We start from the raw sequence: 18892 nt of genomic DNA, 5'->3' as shown, positions 1-18892 counted from the left end.
ATCTCAGTGGGAAAGGAAGAGGAATTTCGAGCAAATAGACGTTTGAAGCAACCGCTCTCATTTGACTGCCTCTGAGGTCTCCAGGCTGAGCAGCTTGGGGCCCTGTTTCAGGATGAACTCACCGGATGCCGTCTCCCAAATCCAGCCCGAAAGCCCATAGCCGCCAACCGCCTTGGAAACAAACGCCCCTACCCATGACTCCGAGCGAGGCTGATTGACGGCCACAGTGCCAAAGAGGCCGAAGGTTATCTCCTCCACCGGATGACAATAAGGCTCGCCCACAAGTTCATCTGCCAGAGGCCTTGCTTCGCCACCGCCGTAGACAGCAGCCCGCAGGCCGTAGCGGTTGTCCCGGGCCAACTGCAAGGCTTGCTCTACTGTGTCAAAAGAACTGATGAATGAAACCGGGCCAAAGGTCTCCTCCTGCATGCCCAGCATCTCCTGAGTTGCACCCACCACCACAGTGGGATAGACAAGATTGCCTTCAATCTTGCCGCCCAGAGCGATTCTAGCCCCCCGAGCCACCGCATCCTGCAATTGAGCCTTGATGGCGGTGATCGCCCTTTCACTCGCCACCGGTCCCATCTGAGTAGCGGGATCTGCGGGGTCTCCCAGTTTTATGGTACGGCTGTAATGGAGAAACATCTCCAAGAATTCATCATGGATGGACTGCTCCAGGTAGACTCGCTCAGGAGCCGTGCAGGTCTGCCCGGCATAGAGGTACTTTGACAGGGCCAGCTCCCTGGCGGCAGCGTCCAGGTCTGCACCGGCAAGGACAATGAAGGGATCTTTACCTGGTCCTTCGAAGACGAATTTCTTGCCATAGGATTTCACCTGCTGCAGATACTGCCAGGCGTGGACATCGGAGCCAAATAGGCAGATTGCCGGAATATTTGGGGCGGTAATAGCCCTTTGCAAAAAGGTTCTGCCCTCAGCGTAGTCGAACTGGATGACATCGCCAAAGATGGGCTGATAGAGAGATTCGGTAAACCGGGCGATCTCGGAATCCCTGGAAGCGAACTTGACACGCAGCCGATTGCCCACCAGGTAGATAGAAACAATGGCGGTGTTGAGCCAGGCGCTGCCGTTATATGGCAGCACCAGGGCCACCTCCTCCTCCGGTCCACAAAGGGGCTGCCGGTCCGCAAACACGTCTGCCATGTCATCAAAGCCCCGCAGGCGGCTGAGTACGGTGTCAACTTCCATGTTGCATTCACGCCGAGTAAAACCGGTGTCCTTGATGGCAATAGAGATGAGATCTTCCCGCTTTGCTTGCAACACTTTCATAAGACGGTGGACTTGCTCCAGCCGCCTGTCAATCTCTTCCATGGCTATTTTCCCCCTTTGCTGATCCTGCCGGGATACCCGGGGCGGCATGTGGTCTTTCAGCTCTCCTTTATCACGAATCCAAGGGCTCTGAACTTCATGGAGCCATGCTATCTTTCACAAATTCTGTCGATTTATCGGCAGACGGCTTCAGAGATTTCCAACCGCCGCCGAGGGCCTTGTAGAGACGTACGAGGTTTGCAGTCACAGCAGCGTCGCTCTGGGCCAGTTGATCCTGCAAGATGAGGAGCGAGCGCTGGGCGTCCAGCACATTATTGAAATCCACTAGACCAGCCTGGTACTGGTCCTGGGCCAGCAGAGCGGCCCGCTTAGCTGCAGTCGCAGCCCTGACGAGGGACTCTCTTCGATGCTGTTCCTTGGCATAGGCTACCAGCACGTTTTCTATTTCCTCCTGGGCCCTGAGGACCGTGGCTTCGTATTGAATCAGGGCCTGCTCCTGGCGGGCGGTATGCACTTTGATGTTCTGGCGGATGGCGCCGGCATCAAAGACGTTCCAGGAGACGGCTGGCCCGAAGGTCCAGGTCCGGCTGCCGTATTCAAAAAAATCGTCGCTGGATATGGACTCGAGTCCGATGGTGCCGAAGAGGCGGAATCTTGGATAGAGATCCGCGGTGGCCACCCCGATTTCAGCGGTCCTGGCCGCCACCAACCGTTCGGCTCTCCGGATGTCGGGCCGGTGGCGCAGGGTGTCAGCTGGAATTCCGACAACCACAGTTGGCGGCAATACCGGGATAGGTCGTTTTGCGGCCAGTTCTCGATGAAGTGTGCCGGGCTGCTCCCCCAGCAGCACCGCCAATCGATTTTTGGCCGCTTCCAGCCCCGTCTCCAGCGCCGGTATTTGCGAACGCGATGCCTCTAGAATTCGGAGAGATTCTTGCACGGCAAGTTCGTCGATAAGCCCTGCCTGGTAGCGCGACTTATTGAGATCATAGCTTTCTTGCTGAGTCTTGGTATTGGCTTCGGTCACCGCCAAGCGAGCCTGGAATGCTCTCACCTCCACATAGTTCAGGGCCACTTCAGCCAGCAGGCTGACCAGGACGTCGTGCAGATCCTCTTGGGCGGCTTGCAGGTTCGCTTCGGCCGCTTCCACCGACCGACGAACGCCGCCAAATACATCCAATTCCCAGCTGGCGTCAAAGCCGGCGGAATAGAGTTTGTTCTCAAGCCCTGGGGCACTTTTGCTGCCGGCCCGGTCCGTTCCTGTGCCGTTGCTTTCGCTCCTGCGTTGCCCCGTTCCCGGTCCACTATTTTCACTGTTGCGGTGATCTGTGATGGAGCCGACTGCGTCCACAGTAGGGAAAAGATTAGCCTTGCTGATGCCGCGGAGGGCGCGGGCTTCCCTGATTCGGGCCCTTGCCTCTTTCAGATCAAGATTGCCCTCGACAGCGCGTTTCTCAAGGCTGGAAAGCTGCGGATCATGGAGAGTCGTCCACCAATGCGCCAGAGTTTGGGGATTCAGCTGTTCGGCCGTCAAACCACCCTGGAGTTCGGCATGCCATTTTGCCGGTGCCTCAGGCTCCACAGGAACATAATCGGGGCCGACCGCCGCGCATCCAGGTAGAGTCACAACCATCAGTGTGCCCAGCAAAATGGCCCGTAGACAGCACCACCTATTCTGTGCACGACCTTTCCCGATGAAGTTGATCGTTTTCATAGTTGTCTCGCTCTGGAACATCATCAATATCTGAACGGGAAACCTCAGTTTGCTGCTTCCTTGCGGCGCCGTATACGCCAGGCGTGTCCTTTTTCACGAAATGATTGAAAGGCGAAGTATAGCGGTGGTATGAGGAAAATACCGACCAAGGTGGCCATCAGCATGCCAGAAAATACTGTGGTGCCGATGTGCCGGCGACTATTGGCACCGGCACCAGTAGCAATAAGCATTGGCGTCACCCCCAGAATGAAGGTAAAGGCTGTCATCAACACAGGTCGGAAACGAATCCGTGCCCCTTCCACCGCAGCCTTTTCTACGGACAGACCTTCTTGACGGCGGTCCCTGGAAAACTCCACTATAAGGATCGCATTTTTGCTGGCCAGGCCCACCAGCAGCACCAGACCGATCTGGGCGTAGATGCTGAGGCTCAGCCCTGCAACCCACAACCCGATAAGAGCCCCCAGGGTAGCAACCGGGATATAGACAATGATGGGTAGAGGGATGGTCCAGCTCTCATATTGCCCCACCAGGAAAAGGTAACCAAAAAGCAAAGCCAGACCGAAAAGGAACGAGACTTTCCCTCCCGCCTTGCGCTCCTGAAAGGACATGGAGGACCAGTCATAGCCGTATCCTTGTGGTAAGGTCTTTGCAGCCAACCGCTCCATGGCTGCCATGGCATTCCCCGAACTGAAGCCAGGGGCAGCATTGCCATTGATCTGGACACTGGCGAACTGGTTATAGCGCTTTACAATCTGGGGGGCCAGCACAGTCGACAGAGAGAGCAGGCTCCTCATAGGCACCATGTTGCCGTCGTTGCTGCGTACATAGAGAAGAGCTATGTCTTCTTCAGAATCACGGTGCAGCGCATCGGCCTGCACCTTGACCTGATAGACACGCTTATAGAGATTAAAGTCATTCACATACCGCGAGCCAAGCTGGGCCTGCAGGGTGGAGAAGACCCTGCTGACTGGAACTTTGAGATATTCAGCTCTGGTGCGGTCAAGATTGACGAAAAGCTGAGGGGTATTTGCCGTATAGGTGCTGAAAACCCCCATGAGTACCGGATCCTGATTGGCAGCAATGACCAGTGCCCGGGTTGTGGCGGCAATTTCCATTGGGCTCTGATCCTCCAGAGCTTGCAGTCGGAAGTCAAAGCCGCCTGTTGTGCCGAGGCCCAGGATCGCTGGAGGAGTGAAGGCAAATATGTTGGCCGAGAATATGGCAGCCACTTTTCTCTGTGCCTGCCCCATGATGGCACCAAGCTGCAAGTCGGGCCGAGTGCGTTTATCCCAGGGGGCAAGAATGCCGATGCCAAACCCCACATTGTCGGCATTGCCGCTCAGCAGGCTGAAGCCGCTTACGCCAATGACATTATCAACTCCTTTGATGCTCTGGAGTTCTCTGGTGACCAGCTGCAAAACCTCGCTGGTGCGGGCAAGTGAAGCGGCCTCCGGCAGTTGAACGTTCACAAAGAAGTATCCCTGGTCCTCTTTGGGCAGAAAACTGGTGGGACGGCTTGTGAACAGAAAATAGCTGCTAGCGAAGATGCCAGTCAGAAGCAGCAGCACGACCAGCAGTCTCCTGATCAGCCAGCTGGTCCCTGTCACATATCCCCTGCGCGAAGCGGCAAGTGCGCGGTTGAACCATGCCAGTGGTCCTCGCCGAATGGCCCGGGGCGGCCTCAGCAAGGTAGCACAGAGCGCAGGACTCAGGGTCAGAGCATTTATGGCTGAAATGACCACCGAGGTGCAGATGGTCACGGCAAACTGCCTGTAGAGTTGGCCGCTGATGCCGGGCATGAATCCCACCGGCACAAAGACAGCCAGCAATACAAGGGTAGTAGCGATAATGGGTCCGATCACCTGGCCCATAGCCTTGATAGCCGCCGCCTTGGCATCTAGATCTTCCTCCTGCATGACCCGATGGACGTTCTCCACCACCACGATGGCGTCGTCCACTACCAGGCCGATGGCCATGATCAGGGCGAACAGGGAAACGGTGTTGGCGTTGTAGCCCAGGGCCAGCAACACTCCGAAGGTGCCTATCAGTGAAACCGGTACAGTTACAGTCGGTATCAGGCTGGCCCGCCAGTCCTGCAAGAAAATGAATATCACCGCCACCACCAGCACAAAGGTCAAAACCAGTGTAAATTCTATCTCGTGGATGGCGGCGGAGACATACTTGGTAGTGTCGAGTATGATCCGATATTCCACATCACTTGGCTGTCGTTGTGCCAGACGATCGAGCTCGCTTCTCACTTCCTTCATGGTGTCCAGAGCATTGGCTCCCGGGGATCGGTAGAGTGCCAACGCCACAGTGGGACCGCCATTGAGGATGGAGCGGTGGCCATAGGTTCTTGCCCCCAACTCCACCCTGGCAATATCGCCGAGGCGCAATAGGCCCCCTCGAGCATTGGTACGCACCACAATATTTTCGAAATCTCGCACATCCTCAAGACGTCCCCTTGTCCGTAAAGTGTACTGGACCTGCTGGCTGTCCGCCACCGGCTCTGAGCCCACAGATCCAACAGCCGCCTGGATATTCTGCTGCCGGATGGCGGTGGTAACATCATCAGCGGTGAGGCCCAGCGCGGTCAAACGGTCCGGGTCCATCCAGATCCGCATGCTGTATTCCAATTCTCCGAAAATAAAGGCATCGCTGACGCCCTTCAAACGCACCAGAGTGTCCTTGATGTTTTTGCTCACGTAATTGCTCAAGAAAAGTCTGTCCCGACTGCTCTTGGGCGAGTAAAAACAGACCACTGCCATCATGCTGGCAGAACGTTTGCGGACATCTATCCCCTGATCAACCACCTCCTTGGGTAATTTGGAAGTTGCCAACTGTACCCTGTTCTGCAGATTGACCTGGTCAATGTCAGGATCTGTACCCACCGCGAAAGTGACGCTCAGCTCATATCGGCCGTCGTTGGAAGCGGTGGAGGACATATAAAGCATATTGTCGACGCCGTTCACCTCTTTCTCAATGGGTGCGGCTACAGTGTCCGCCACCACCTGGGCATTGGCCCCCGGATAGATTGCCGTCACCCGAATTACCGGCGGGGTGATCTCTGGATACTGGGCCACGGGAATGTTGAACAGGGCGATCAGGCCGGCCAGGGTGATGATGATCGAGACCACCATGGCCAAACGTGGCCGCTCTATAAAGATCTGTGAAAACATGTATTACCTCTCCTGTCCTTTGCCAGTGATTGTAGTTTTCACTATCTGGCCGGGACGGACCTTCTGCACTCCCTGGACGATGACCTTGTCTTCAGGCGCCAGGCCTGATTCGATGGCCCACATGGCGCCGACAACAGGCCCGGTCTTGACCCGACGCTGGAGCACCCGGTTGCTGCCATCTACAACCAGCACGTAGCGTCCTTGACGATCTTCCTGTATGGCAGACTGTGGTACCACTGGCAGCATTCGTGGTTTGCTCCGGCTGACCAGAACGGTAACGTATTGTCCTGGCAGCAGTAAATTGTCATGATTCTCGAATACCGCCCACACAGCTATGGTTCCAGTGCCTTTATCTACCTCGTTGTCCACGAAGTCCAGGCGCCCAGGAGGCTCATATAATTCGCCGTTCGGCAGTCTGATGCGGGGCACCAGAATTGGTTTCTTGCTACGCGGGGAAGAATCTTTAAGGGCCATTTGGATGGCTGCCACTTCATTTTCGCTGACGGAATAGACCACCCGGATGGGATCCATCTGGACAATTCGGGCCAGTGGTCCAGAAGCCTGATTCACCAGATTGCCCCTGGTGTAAGCAGTACGGCCGAGACGGCCGCTGATGGGTGCCTTGATGGTAGTGTAGCCGAGGTCCAGCAGAGAACGAGTCAATGTGGCCCGGGCTTCGGCAAGCTGTGCCTGCGCCCGGAGCTCAGCGGCCACGGCGTCGTCCATGTCGGTTGCCCGGATGCTTTCTGGTCGCGCCGCCCGCAACCGCTTCAGATGCCGGGAGGCCCGGTCGAGCTCTGCTTCAGCCTGGGCCACCCTGGCCTTGTCGGCGGCAACCCTGGCTTGGTAAGGCGCCTGTTCGATAAGGTAAAGGAGACCTCCGGCGTGGACGAAATCGCCTTCTCTGAAGTTGACTTGTTCCAGAAAACCCTCCACCCGCGCTCGCAGGTCCACCGCCTGGATAGCCTCCACATGTCCTACATATTCCGCCGGAGGGTTGACATCTTGCAGCGTGACGCGAACAATCCTCACCAACGGCGGTGGTCCACCTCCTGGACCTGGAGGTGCAGCGGCAAGACCACTCGAAAAGATCGTCGACAAAAAAATAACCAGCAGTAGCAACACATATACTTTGAGGCGGCCGCTTTTCGCCACCCTATGATACAGATATCTCCAACAGGCAACCCCTGCCGCGAAAGTCGACGGCGTGCACATTGAGCGAACATAGTATTTCATTTCTTATTCGACTCCTGTGAATTTAATTCAGATGCAAGGACGAAATTTATTTGACAATTTCAAATGGATATTTAAAATATAAATTAACTGCGAATCTAAAGGTTTTCCCCATTAATGTCAAGCAAGGATTTGAAATTATCATTTTATTTTCTTGAGACCGGCATCTCTGAACAATGCGACAAGGAGATCCTTTATGGCCGTACGAGAGGATGGCAAGGAAACACGCAAGCGACTTCTGGAGGCCGGCTGTCAGGTGTTTGCTGAAAAGGGCTACCAGGGCGCCAGGGTGGCCGACATCTGCCGGCAGGCCGGGGCCAACGTGGCTGCCGTCAACTATCACTTTGGCGACAAGGCTGCTCTGTACAGCCAGGCCTGGATTCATGCCTTTAAAAAGAGCGGCGGACCTGTATTGCCTGATTCTGGTAGCTCTTCTCCAGAGGAGCAACTGCGAATCTACATTCATTCCCTCATACAATACTTCACAGACCAGAGCGCTGAGGGGGAGTTCACTCGCCTATATCTTATGGAATTGGCCAATCCCACCGGACTAATACAGGACATTTGGCACGAGCTGATCGAACCTCGGCGACGGGTACTGCTGGGGATCATCCGCAAGATTATGGGGACTAAAGTGAGTGATGAAATGGTGTTGTTCTGCGAAATGAGTATTATCAATCAGTGCCGCACCCTTCATACCATCAGGCGCAGCGATCTGGAGTATTTACTAGGTCAGCCCCTTTCTACTGATTTGATCAAGCGTTTTGCCGACCACGTCAGTCGATTTTCTCTCGCGGGGATCAAGGCGGTTGGGAAATATCCGGACTAATCAAAGACTGATTACGCCAAGCGAGGTATGATGAGAGTACTCCTCATATCGGCAAATACTGAAAAGATCAACATGCCCATCTTACCCCTAGGGCTGGCCTGCGTGGCAGCGGCTACACGGTTGGCTGGACACCAGGTAGCCTTTGTTGACCTCATGCCCGAAGAGTATACCTACGGAGTCCTCGAGGAGGCCGCAGAAAACTTCAAGCCAGAGGTGGTCGGCGTCTCGGTGAGAAACATTGACGACCAGAACATGGCAGCCCCGCAATTTCTGCTGGAACAGGTAAGAGAAGTCATCAACAAATGCCGCAGCTTGACTGACGCCCCAATCGTGCTGGGCGGTGCCGGCTATAGCATCTACCCCCAGGAAGCCCTGGCCTACCTGGGTGCTGATATGGGAATTCAGGGAGAAGGAGAAATAGCCTTTCCCATCTTGGTGGAAAAATTGCAAAGAGGACAGGATGTTAACGGCACTCCCGGACTCTATCTTCCCGGCGGCGTCCTGCAGACGAAGAGGCGGTACTGCAAGGATCTGGATGCCCTCCCCTCTCCCCAGGATCACCTCTGGTCCGCTTCATCTTCCTACCTTGAAGATCAGGACTTCTGGCTGCCCTTGCAGACCAGACGGGGTTGTCCTTTGAACTGCAGCTATTGTTCAACACCTACTATAGAGGGCAAGATCATTCGGAAGCGCTCGCCAGAGAGGGTGGTCGAGGAAATCTCTGAACTGGTCGCCACGGGCTTCAAACGCTTCCATTTTGTGGACAATACTTTCAACCTGCCCTACTCCTATGCTGCAGACCTTTGCGGCAGGTTGGCGGCGGCAGAGCTGGACATTGCTTGGCGAGGAATCGTCTATCCATGGAAGGTGGATGAAGAGCTGGTGAAGTGGATGGCGCGAGCCGGGTGCAAGGAGGTTGCCCTAGGCTTTGAAAGTGGCAGCGAAAGAATCCTGCGGGCCATGAACAAGCGGTTCACGCTTGATGATGTCCGCACAATCTCAGGGATCCTCGGGGCGTACGGGATCTATCGCCTGGGTTTTCTCCTGCTGGGTCATCCGGGAGAAACGAGACGGACTGCCGAAGAAAGTCTAGTCTTCGCTGATTCTCTCAATCTCGAGTTGATAAAGGTGACCTGCGGCATTCGAATTTATCCCTACACTTCGCTGGCAAGAGCTGCACTTGCAGAAGGGATGCTCGCTGCAGATGATGATCTGCTCCAGCCACGATTCTATCTCGTCAAAGGACTGGAGCAGTGGTTACCCGAAACCGTCCGCACCTGGATGGATGAGCGGCCACACTGGGTAAGCTGAAACGTCAGCTGTCACCTGTACTGGCTGCAGGCGCTCGGGCAGAAAATCCCGCCTGCCTCCGTGTTGCAGTGTTCCATATCCAGGCTAAAAAGTGAAAAACACCTTCTGCAGCACCTTGGGAGTATAGCCGGCCATGTCCAGATACATGGTGATGCCGCCCATAAAGAAAGGCCAGCCGGCCCCGAGCAGCATGGCCAGATCAACATCCCTGCTGTCTGTGACCACGCCCTCCTGGAGGATCAGATCGATCTCCCTGGTGAGATTGACGAGAACGCGCTCGATAATCTCTTCCCGGCGAAACTCTTTGTCACCCTTTTTCTGCCATAAAGCCTCAACTGTTGCATCCACTCGGCGATTCGGCGGCTCGCCTTGATAGATACCTTTCTTGTTTGCCTCCACCAGCCGCTGCAGGTTGGTATTCATTGGAAAGCGTTGCGGGCCGAAGGCCTGATTCAAGGTGCCCAGCACGTGGAGCGCCACTGCCGGACCCACCAGGCCCAGGAGCTCGAAGGGAGCCATGGGCAGCCCAAGGCTCAGCATGGCCTCATCCACCTGTTCAAAGCCGGCCCCCTCATCAACAAGCTCCAGGCAATCGACCATCATCTTGGTCAACAGGCGATTTACCAGAAATGCCGGAGAATCTTTTACCAGGATGCCGTTCTTTTTCAGTTTCCTGGCAGCAGCAAAACTGGTGGCCACAGCAGCGTCACTGGTGTGCTGACCCCGGATGATTTCCACCAGCGGCAAGATTGCCACAGGATTAAAAAAATGAAAACCCACTACCCGGTCACCGTACTTCAGATCAGAGGCCATCTCGGAAACGGACAGGCTGGAGGTATTGGAGGCCAGAATGCAGCTCTCTGACACCACCTTTTCGGCCTCAGCAAAGACCTGCTTTTTTACCTGCATATCTTCGAATACCGCCTCGATGACAAAGTCGCAGTCCGCGAAGCTGTCCCACTCCAGGGTGCCCTGGACGAGAGATCCGAGGTAACGAGCCTTGGCCTGTGTCAATTTACCTTTTTCTACCAGCTTGCCCAGTTCATCGTGAACATACTTCAGCCCCTTGTCTACGAATTCCTGTTTGATGTCTTTCATCACCACTGGCACTCCATAGCGCTGGATGAAAAGCAGAGCGAGTTGGGAGGCCATGAGGCCGGCGCCCACAATGCCCACCTTGGTTATCTTTTGCGGCGGGACCTCGGGTACACCCTCGGGACGTTTGGCGCGCCGCTGGACCAGATCGAAGGAATAGATCGAGGCCTTGCACTGCCTGCTCTTGATCAGATCTCCCAGAGCCTTGTCTTCCTCGGCAAATCCCTGCTCCACATCCCAGGAAAAGGCGCCCTCCAACAATTCCAGGGCCCGGTACGGGGCAACAGCAGCTCCATGGACTTTGCTGTCCACAAATTTCTTGGCCTCGGTCAGCAGCGCCTTGAGATTAGCAGAACTGACCTGGGCGCGCTCCACCTTTTCCCTGCCGGAGATGATCCCCTCCAGGAAGAGGAGGGATTCGTCCAGGAATTCAGCAGAGTCGAACAACCGGTCAGCAAGACCCATCTCGAAGGCCGCCGGACCGCTGATGAAACGATTCTGCTTCAAGGGATTGTAGATGATGATTTCCAGCGCCTTTTCCAGGCCAATCAGGCGGGGGGTGAGAGTGCAGCCACCCCAACCCGGAACCAATCCCAGGAAACACTCAGGAAAGCCAATAGGAAAGGCTGTCTTGGCAACAGTGCGATAGTCGCAGTAGAGAGAAATCTCCAGACCACCACCCAGGGCGGCACCATTTATGGCAGCCACAGTGGGATAGGGCAGATCCATTAACCGTTTGAAAGAGGCGTGACCGAAACGACCGATGTCTCTTCCCTGCTCGAAGGTATTGATGAAGGGAATCTCTGTGAGGTCAGCACCGGCAGCAAAAATATAGGGCTTGCCTGTGAGGAGCAGTCCTTTGACCTCCGGTTCTTTGACAATTACATCCAGCGCTTCGTTCAGAGACTCCAGAGCCTGCTGACCGAAGGTGGTTGGCTTCTTGTAATCAGCCCCGTTGTCCATAGTAAGAAGAGCAATCTTTCCCACTCTGGACGAATAAAACCTTGGATAGAATCTGGTCACGACTTTGGCCATGATCTCTTCTCCTCTTGCAAAAGAAAGGAGTGGGCTCTGTTGATCACCCACCAGCAAAGGTTTTCATTGTTGGGAAGCTGTAAGGACCTCATTTCTTTTTCCTTTTGGAGGCGGCCTTTTTCCGCCGTGGTTTGGCGCCGTTGTGCTGCAAATTTTCCCAGACAACCGCACCTCCCTGCCCCAGGCCCACACACATGGTGGTGAGACCATATTTTACCCCGGGCTGTTCGGCAAATTCGTGCATGAGGTGAATCATCAATCTCGGCCCGGAAGAGGCCAGGGGATGGCCCAGGGCAATTGCTCCGCCCCAAGGATTGACGCGAGGTTCGTCTGGAATTTTCAGGCCAAATTCTTTCATAAAGACAAGGCACTGCACAGCAAAGGCCTCGTTCAATTCAATAATGCCCAGGTCATCCATAGTAAGTCCGGTTATCTGCAGGATCTTATGGGTGGCAGGTATTGGTCCAAGACCCATCAGTTCAGGCTTCACCCCGGCATAGGTAAAGGCAACCATCTTCATCTTTGGCTCGATGCCGAGTTCTTTTGCCTTGTCTGCAGCCATGAGCAGCACCCCACAGGCGCCGTCATTGAGACCAGAAGAATTGCCGGCCGTCACTTTTCCCAGGGGGCGAAAGGGAGTACGCAGCTCCCGCAGCGCCTCGAGGGTGGTATCCGGACGGGGCTGCTGATCTCGATCCGCCACCAGCCAACCTTCGGTGGTATAGACCGTCATGGGCACAATGGTCCTGCTGATCTTGCCCTGTTCATACGCCTTTGCCGTCTTCTGCTGGGACAGTACAGCATATTCATCAGCCATCTCTTTGGTGATCTCTGGGAAGAGATCGTGGAGATTCTCGGCAGTCTTTCCCATGACCAGAGCATCCTCGGAGACCAGCCGATCAACGAGGAAACGAGGGTTGGGATCTGCAGTAGCTCCCATGGGATGATGGCCCATGTGCTCCACCCCTCCGGCAATGACAATGTCGAAGGCACCGAGAGCAATTTCAGAGGCGGCAGTAGTAACCGCCGTCATGCCGCCGGCGCACATTCGATCAACCGAGGCCCCGGCGCACTTTTCAGAAAGTCCAGCCAGCAGGGCTGCAGATCTGCCCAGGGTGAGGCCCTGGTCTTTTTCTTGGGTGGTGGCTCCCCAGATGTTCTCTTCCACCATATCCGGGGTAACCTGTGGATTGCGGCGCAAGAGCTCCCGAATGACCTTGACCACCATATCGTCGGCGCGTGTATGCCAGAAAAATCCCTGCTCTCCAGCCCTGCCGAAAGCGGTGCGAATTCCGTCAACGAGCACTACATCCCGTGCCTTCATACTTATCACTCCTTTCGGCTAAAAAATTCTTGCTGCCAATTCTGTCCATGAATTGTCCATACCAATTATTTTTCACTGCCGGCCCTGAAGCTCAGGCGAGAGCCAGAGACTCCTCCGGAATGTCCAGGGCTGCGCGCTGGCCGCTCATAATCGCTCTCGCCTTGCCTTGCGCCAGAGAAAGGACATTGGTTACAAAAAACTCGGCCGAAGCGATCTTGCCCCGGTAGAAGGCTGCACTCCGATTGGAGGCAAGCAGCTTTTTCTTGCCTTCCTCATCAATAGCATCTGCATCCTCATAGATCTCAGCAAGACGCCGATGGGCAATGAGTGCCTGCCAGAGAAGCATGAACCCCACTGCCACATCCCCGAACAGCTCAAGGTAAGGAGAAGCGTAGAGGAGAGTTTCCAGATAGTCTTCTGTCATGCCCTTGAGACCGAAATACTTGGTAACCTGGATGAGCTGATTTCGTGCAGCTTCGAAAGTTGCCACCAGTTCCCGCAACTCAAAGTTCCTCTTTGCCCAGACCAGAAAATCTTCGGTCTCAGCTATCAGTCTTTTGAACAAGGCTCCTCTTTTCAGGGCCAGTTTCCTGCCCACCAGATCGAGGGCCTGGATGCCGTTGGTGCCCTCGTAAATGGAGGCAATCTTGCAGTCCCGCAAGTGCTGCTCAACCGGATATTCCTTGCAGTAGCCATAGCCGCCAAACACCTGAATGGCAGTCTCACAGACCCTGAAGCCCATGTCACTGCCGTAGGCCTTGCACACAGGGATGAGTATGTCGAGAAAATCCTGATACTTCTCCCTTTCCTCGGCATCTTCGCTGCAGCGGATCATGTCCTGGCAAAAACCGGCATAGTAAATGAGAGCCCGCAGGCCTTCGCTAACCGATTTCATGAACATGAGCATGCGGCGCACATCGGGATGCTCGATTATGGGGACTTTTGGCGCCGTCGGGTCCTTGATGCGGCTCGCCGGCGGGCCCTGTATTCTCTCTTTGGCAAAGCGCAGCGCCTGCATATAGGCTGCGCTGGCATGGCCCAGACCCTGCATACCTACAAACAACCGCGCTTCGTTCATCATATGGAACATGATCCGCATTCCCCGGTGCTCTTCTCCCACCAGGTAGCCGATGCAGTTGTCGTTCTCACCAAAATTGAGCACACAGGTAGGTGAGCCGTGGATGCCCAGTTTATCTTCAATGCCGGCACAGGCCACATCGTTGTCCACCAGACTACCTCCCTCGGGACGCAGTTTGGGAACTATGAAAATCGATATGCCTCTAGTTCCCGGCGGCGCTCCTTCGATGCGGGCCAGCACCAGATGCACTATGTTTTCAGTGAGATCGTGCTCACCACAGGAAATAAATATTTTGGTTCCCGTAATGCGATAGGTGCCATCTTCGTTCCTGACGGCCTTGGTGCGCAGGGCTCCCACGTCGCTGCCAGCCTGAGGTTCCGTAAGGCACATGGTGCCGCACCACTCGCCGCTGTACATCTTGTCCATATAGGTGCGCTTCTGTTCCTCGGTGCCAAAGATTTCCAGCAGTCTGGCAGCACCGTGGGTCAGCCCCGGAAACATAATGAGCGACCAGTTCGAGGCAGCAAAGGCCTCGATGACCGCCAGACCAAGGGCAACAGGAAAACCCTGGCCCCCTGACTCCAGACTTTCATTGATGGCAAGCCAGCCACCCTGGCGGTACACCTGATAGGCGTGGTGGTAGCATTCCGGCACCTTCACTCTGCCCTCCTCCCAGAGGCACCCTTGTAGGTCACCTTGACGATTGGCAGGCTCCAGTTCGTTCTCCGCTAGCTTCCAGGCCTGCTCCAACACCATATCGAACATGTCTCTGGAATACTCGCCGTACAGAGGCGTCTTGGTGAGCTGCTCAATATCAAGCTGTTCATAGAGTACAAACTTGACGTCTCTTTCATCCACAAGAACCGCCATGATTTTCTCCTTCCGCTGTACCGGATGTTTGCCGAAAAATCGCGGCCGTGCCGCGGCTCTGGCCGCACGCCCAGAGGACTTTGCGCTACTGCCTGGCCGTTACGCCGAAGGCTCGGCCAGTCCATTAATGAAAAGATCGGCTAGCGGCATGGCCATGCGAACCAGATCAAAACTGCTGCCAGCAAGCAGCCAGGAGGTGACTGTCTCGTCAAGGGCGCCAAATAGAGCTCTCTTTACCACACCCAGGTAGAGATCCTGGCGAAACAGCCCCTGCTGCTGGCCTTCTTCGATAATTTCGCCAATGAGATCGAAGTAGGGCTTCAAGTCAACCTTCGGGTAAGCGCTCATAAAGTGTCTGCTCTGGCGCAATTCCAGCTGCAAGACAGCTGCCAGTTCGGGATACTGCTGCATAGCGGTCAGGTGCAGCTCGATGAGCTTTCTCAACTTGATCTCTGCGTTGGCACCCTGCTGGAGCTCCCGGCCGAACTCAGAGATAAATAGCTGCACCCTTTCCGCAAAAATGCTGATGAGAAGCTCTTCCTTGCTCTTGAAATAGAGATAAATGGTGCCGGTTGCCACCCCCGCCTCCCGGGCCACATCCGCCATTCTCGACTGATGATAGCCTGCTCGGGCAAAGGCGCGAATGGCTGCCTCCAGAATGAGCTGGCGTTTGTCATTGGCTTGGCGCGCCTGCTGCATGGGATCTCTTTTGCTGTCGGGATAGAGACTTTGCTGCCTGGCCATCAAGGAACATCTCATATATCTGCAGGTGACTCCCAGCCTGATGCTGGCTGAAACCTTATCACCTTACTGAACCAACATTCATTATCTGAACTATATAATTACAGAAAAAAATTGTCAACATGAATTTTGAAAAAGCTATGATTTTAGTAAAATATACCAAGCTGAAGATACCAGTCAACAAACGTCCTCCCCAAATGGGTACTGAATTATTATTCATTAACCTCCAGTGGAGATGTCACCCTTTTGCTCGGCTGTTCCTCGAAACACTTGCACGGCAGTGCAAAAGGGTCTAAAATTCGAGCCGTTCACAATCGGCATTGTTGGGAGTGGACGCAATGAGCAATGATCTCAGCCATCTCGGCTCGGGCAAGACCGAATATCGCTACACCGTGGACCACACGCTGCTGGAGACCTTTGCCAATCCCCATCCCAAGTCTGACTATCGGGTCACTTTCAGCACCCGGGAGCTGACCAGCCTCTGTCCAATCACAGGTCAGCCCGACTTCTATCAGATCACCATTTGCTATACTCCTGACCTTTTCTGTCTCGAGTCCAAGTCCTTGAAGCTTTATCTGTTCAGCTTCCGCCAGAGCGGCATGTTCGCTGAAGAGATGACCAATCGCATTCTCAACGACCTTGTCAAGGTGTGTCGTCCCCGCTGGATGCGGGTGGTGAGTATTATGAATCCCAGGGGCGGAATCGAGCTCAAGGTCGAGGTGGAATACAGGGAAGAAAAGCGTGGCCAACCAGAATCGACTTGACAGCTACCTCATCGTCTGCGGTTGTATTTTTTCAGGCTGCCTGGTGCTTGCCGCGGTACTCGCCAGCAAGATCATCTCCCTGGGACCGATCAGCGTGCCAGCTGGAGTGCTCACCTACTGTGTCACATTCATGATCACAGATGTGGTGGGCGAAATTTGGGGCAAAGAGAGGGCGCAAGCAATTGTCATGGGCGGTTTTGTCACCCTGGTAGTCGCCTTTGCCTTCACCAGTGTGACCATCATCTGGCCTGCTGCCCCGTTCTGGCCTCATCAGGAGGCCTACAGGACCATTCTGGGAAGCAGCGCCAGAATAATGGTGGCAAGCCTTGCAGCCTACCTGCTCAGCCAGTACCACGATGTCTGGGCCTTCGCCTTGTGGAAAAAGATAACGGGTGCGCGCTATCTCTGGTTGAGAAACAATGCCTCTACCATTGTCTCCCAACTGCTCGACAGCGTGGTGTTCATCACAATTGCCTTTTACGGCAGTATGCCTCTGAAACCTCTCATTTTCGGGCAGTGGTTGATAAAGGTGCTCATAGCCATTTTGGACACCCCCTTCATTTACCTGGGGGTCCATTTGTTGAAGCGTTTATCACTGGCGAACAGCAGGGGCTGGTCATCGTGAGGATCATTTTCTGCTTGCGCTCTCGGCAATCTATAGCATAATGCAACCTTTCGGGTATGCCTGTCTGTACCTCGAGAAGGCGGCCGAGGCGACAGGGGTAATTACCAGACTTTAGCAAGTGTGACCAGGAGGTTAGCTGACAATGAAAATTCTTATCTCAGACAGTATTGCTGCCACAGGCGTTGATTTGCTGCGCAGCGTGCCCGATTTTGAGGTGGCATTCCAGCCAGATCTTTCGCCGCAGGAGCTCAAAGAGGCAATTGCTGACGCTGATGCCCTCATCATCAGGAGTGCAACCAAGGTAACTGCAGATCTCATTGAGGCAGCGCCTCGACTGAGAGTAATTGGCCGCGCTGGCATTGGCCTGGACAATGTGGACATAATGGCTGCCAGCAGACGCGGCATAGTGGTGATGAACAACCCCGAGGGCAATATCATCACCACTGCCGAACATACCATTGCCATGCTCATGGCACTCTCCAGGAACATTTACCTGGCCACCAATTCCATGAAAGCCGGCAAGTGGGACAAGAAAAAATTCACTGGCATTGAAGTCTACCACAAGACTCTCGGCATAATCGGTATCGGGAGAATAGGGCGCATTGTAGCGGATCGGGCCATTGGCCTGGCCATGAATGTAATCGCCTATGATCCTCATCTCGAACCGGAAAGCATAGCCAGATTGGGGGTTGAACCGGTATCTCTGGAAGAATTGTTCGCCAGGTCTGACTACATCACTGTGCACACTCCGCTCACCAGACAGACCAGAGGACTGCTAGATCGTACGGCCTTCAGCAAGATGAAGGACGGGGTGATGATTATCAATTGCGCCAGAGGTCATATTGTCAACGAGAAGGACCTCTATGATGCCATAGTTTCCGGAAAAGTGGCTGGCGCAGCCCTGGACGTTTACGAGAAAGAACCTCCAGGCGACAATCCACTGCTCAAATTGGACCAGGTCATCTGTACGCCTCACCTGGGAGCTTCAACAGGCGAAGCCCAGGAAAACGTTGCCGTGGGAATCGCCCAGCAGATCAAAGAGTTCCTGCTCACTGGAGCTATCCGCAACGCCGTCAATGTACCGCAGCTTACCTGTGAATTGCTGAGCAACATCTGTCACTACCTCACCCTGGCAGAAAGGCTGGGAAGCTTTCTCGGCCAGGTGACCCAGGGGGCAATGCAGGAAGTGACCATCGAATACAAGGGGACGGTAGCCGAACTGGACACTGCGCCAATAACCCTGGCAGTTCTCAAGGGGCTGCTGGAGCCGATTCTTCAGCACGAAGTGAACTATGTCAATGCTCCGGTGCTTGCCAAAGAACGCGGCATCGTAGTGAAAGATACAACCAGCAAGGATGCAGAGGACTATCTCAATCTTATCACTGTACGAGTAAAGACCACAGCGGAGGAGACGCAGGTCTCGGGGACCCTTTTCGGCAAGAAGGAGCCGCGGCTGGTGCGCTTCAACACCACCAGGTTGGAAGCCGACATTCACGGCAATCTGGTCTTGATCTACAATCGTGATGTTCCAGGCACTTTCGGCAGCATCGGTACCTGCATGGGCAAGCACAACATCAATATCTCCATGTGGAAGGCCGGCCAGATTATCGAGACAGGTGAAAATGTTCTCCTCCTCAGGGTGGACAGTCCGGTGGAGGAAAAAGCCATGGAGGATTTGATAGAGCTGCCGAATGTCAATTCAGTGCAGCTGTTGTCTATCAATTGAGTTCAGTGTCTCCTGGAAAAGAGAGGAACAGAAACCAGTGCTGACGGTGATCACAGGTCCATTTCTATGAGTACGCCAACC

13 protein-coding genes are annotated in these 18892 nt (G+C 54.7%); 5 read left to right on the top strand and 8 right to left on the bottom strand.

Features of this window, described 5'->3' with window-relative positions:
• Nucleotides 1–57: 57 nt before the first annotated feature.
• Genes JRI89_03460 through JRI89_03445 form a run of 4 tightly spaced genes read right to left on the bottom strand, consistent with a single transcriptional unit; the run spans nt 58 to nt 7215 of the window.
• Nucleotides 58–1377 (bottom strand): aldehyde dehydrogenase family protein, encoded by a 1320-nt coding sequence (locus JRI89_03460; GenBank protein MBW2070291.1) that lies wholly within the window; start codon nt 1375–1377, stop codon nt 58–60.
• 46 nt (nt 1378–1423) lie between these two features.
• On the bottom strand, nt 1424–3001 hold the full coding sequence (locus tag JRI89_03455) for an efflux transporter outer membrane subunit (protein MBW2070290.1): 1578 nt from the start codon (nt 2999–3001) through the stop codon (nt 1424–1426).
• 44 nt (nt 3002–3045) lie between these two features.
• Nucleotides 3046–6180, bottom strand: a complete 3135-nt coding sequence (locus tag JRI89_03450) for a multidrug efflux RND transporter permease subunit (protein MBW2070289.1) — start codon at nt 6178–6180, stop codon at nt 3046–3048.
• A gap of 3 nt (nt 6181–6183) precedes the next feature.
• The gene (locus JRI89_03445; protein MBW2070288.1) at nt 6184–7215 is read right to left on the bottom strand and encodes an efflux RND transporter periplasmic adaptor subunit; all 1032 of its coding nucleotides are present in this window, start codon (nt 7213–7215) and stop codon (nt 6184–6186) included.
• Between the two features lie 394 nt (nt 7216–7609).
• Between JRI89_03445 and JRI89_03440 the strand changes: the two genes are divergently transcribed.
• Both JRI89_03440 and JRI89_03435 read left to right on the top strand, forming a co-directional pair.
• Nucleotides 7610–8242: a CerR family C-terminal domain-containing protein gene (locus JRI89_03440; protein MBW2070287.1), complete on the top strand. Its 633-nt coding sequence runs from the start codon at nt 7610–7612 to the stop codon at nt 8240–8242.
• Between the two features lie 30 nt (nt 8243–8272).
• A complete protein-coding gene (locus JRI89_03435; protein MBW2070286.1) occupies nt 8273–9553 on the top strand; it encodes a radical SAM protein in 1281 nt (426 codons plus the stop codon).
• A gap of 84 nt (nt 9554–9637) precedes the next feature.
• Here JRI89_03435 and JRI89_03430 read toward each other — a convergent pair whose 3' ends face one another.
• From JRI89_03430 to JRI89_03415, 4 genes are all read right to left on the bottom strand, one after another.
• Nucleotides 9638–11683 carry an enoyl-CoA hydratase/isomerase family protein gene (locus tag JRI89_03430; GenBank protein MBW2070285.1) on the bottom strand — a complete coding sequence of 682 codons (2046 nt, stop codon included), beginning with the start codon at nt 11681–11683 and terminating at the stop codon, nt 9638–9640.
• An 88-nt stretch (nt 11684–11771) separates the two neighbouring features.
• Nucleotides 11772–13007, bottom strand: coding sequence for a thiolase family protein (locus tag JRI89_03425; GenBank protein ID MBW2070284.1), 1236 nt, complete (start codon nt 13005–13007; stop codon nt 11772–11774).
• 91 nt (nt 13008–13098) lie between these two features.
• A complete protein-coding gene (locus JRI89_03420) occupies nt 13099–14958 on the bottom strand; it encodes an acyl-CoA dehydrogenase (GenBank protein ID MBW2070283.1) in 1860 nt (619 codons plus the stop codon).
• 96 nt (nt 14959–15054) lie between these two features.
• Complete coding sequence (locus JRI89_03415) at nt 15055–15699, bottom strand: TetR/AcrR family transcriptional regulator (GenBank protein MBW2070282.1); 645 nt, start codon at nt 15697–15699, stop codon at nt 15055–15057.
• Between the two features lie 335 nt (nt 15700–16034).
• Here JRI89_03415 and queF point away from each other — a divergent pair, with 335 nt between their 5' ends.
• The 3 genes from queF (at nt 16035) to JRI89_03400 (ending at nt 18811) form a co-directional block, all read left to right on the top strand.
• A complete protein-coding gene (gene queF, locus JRI89_03410; GenBank protein ID MBW2070281.1) occupies nt 16035–16460 on the top strand; it encodes an NADPH-dependent 7-cyano-7-deazaguanine reductase QueF in 426 nt (141 codons plus the stop codon).
• Nucleotides 16438–17085, top strand: a complete 648-nt coding sequence (locus JRI89_03405; GenBank protein MBW2070280.1) for a queuosine precursor transporter — start codon at nt 16438–16440, stop codon at nt 17083–17085. The genes queF and JRI89_03405 overlap by 23 nt, the downstream gene beginning before the upstream one ends.
• A 142-nt stretch (nt 17086–17227) precedes the next feature.
• Nucleotides 17228–18811: a phosphoglycerate dehydrogenase gene (locus JRI89_03400; GenBank protein ID MBW2070279.1), complete on the top strand. Its 1584-nt coding sequence runs from the start codon at nt 17228–17230 to the stop codon at nt 18809–18811.
• Nucleotides 18812–18892: the final 81 nt, after the last annotated feature.

It is taken from the genome of Deltaproteobacteria bacterium (genome assembly GCA_019309045.1).
Taxonomy (GTDB): domain Bacteria; phylum Desulfobacterota; class Syntrophobacteria; order BM002; family BM002; genus JAFDGZ01.
The sequence above is the reverse complement of the archived record's forward strand: the minus strand, read 5'-3'. Positions and strand labels throughout refer to the sequence as shown.

Excerpts from the sequence above, each read along its gene's own strand:
- queF (MBW2070281.1), top strand. The coding sequence starts at position 16,035 with ATGAGCAATGATCTCAGCCATCTCGGCTCGGGCAAGACCGAATATCGC.
- JRI89_03415 (MBW2070282.1), bottom strand. The coding sequence starts at position 15,699 with ATGGCCAGGCAGCAAAGTCTCTATCCCGACAGCAAAAGAGATCCCATG.
- JRI89_03400 (MBW2070279.1), top strand. The coding sequence starts at position 17,228 with ATGAAAATTCTTATCTCAGACAGTATTGCTGCCACAGGCGTTGATTTG.
- JRI89_03425 (MBW2070284.1), bottom strand. The coding sequence starts at position 13,007 with ATGAAGGCACGGGATGTAGTGCTCGTTGACGGAATTCGCACCGCTTTC.
- JRI89_03460 (MBW2070291.1), bottom strand. The coding sequence starts at position 1,377 with ATGCCGCCCCGGGTATCCCGGCAGGATCAGCAAAGGGGGAAAATAGCC.
- JRI89_03455 (MBW2070290.1), bottom strand. The coding sequence starts at position 3,001 with ATGAAAACGATCAACTTCATCGGGAAAGGTCGTGCACAGAATAGGTGG.
- JRI89_03430 (MBW2070285.1), bottom strand. The coding sequence starts at position 11,683 with ATGGCCAAAGTCGTGACCAGATTCTATCCAAGGTTTTATTCGTCCAGA.
- JRI89_03450 (MBW2070289.1), bottom strand. The coding sequence starts at position 6,180 with ATGTTTTCACAGATCTTTATAGAGCGGCCACGTTTGGCCATGGTGGTC.
- JRI89_03435 (MBW2070286.1), top strand. The coding sequence starts at position 8,273 with ATGAGAGTACTCCTCATATCGGCAAATACTGAAAAGATCAACATGCCC.
- JRI89_03440 (MBW2070287.1), top strand. The coding sequence starts at position 7,610 with ATGGCCGTACGAGAGGATGGCAAGGAAACACGCAAGCGACTTCTGGAG.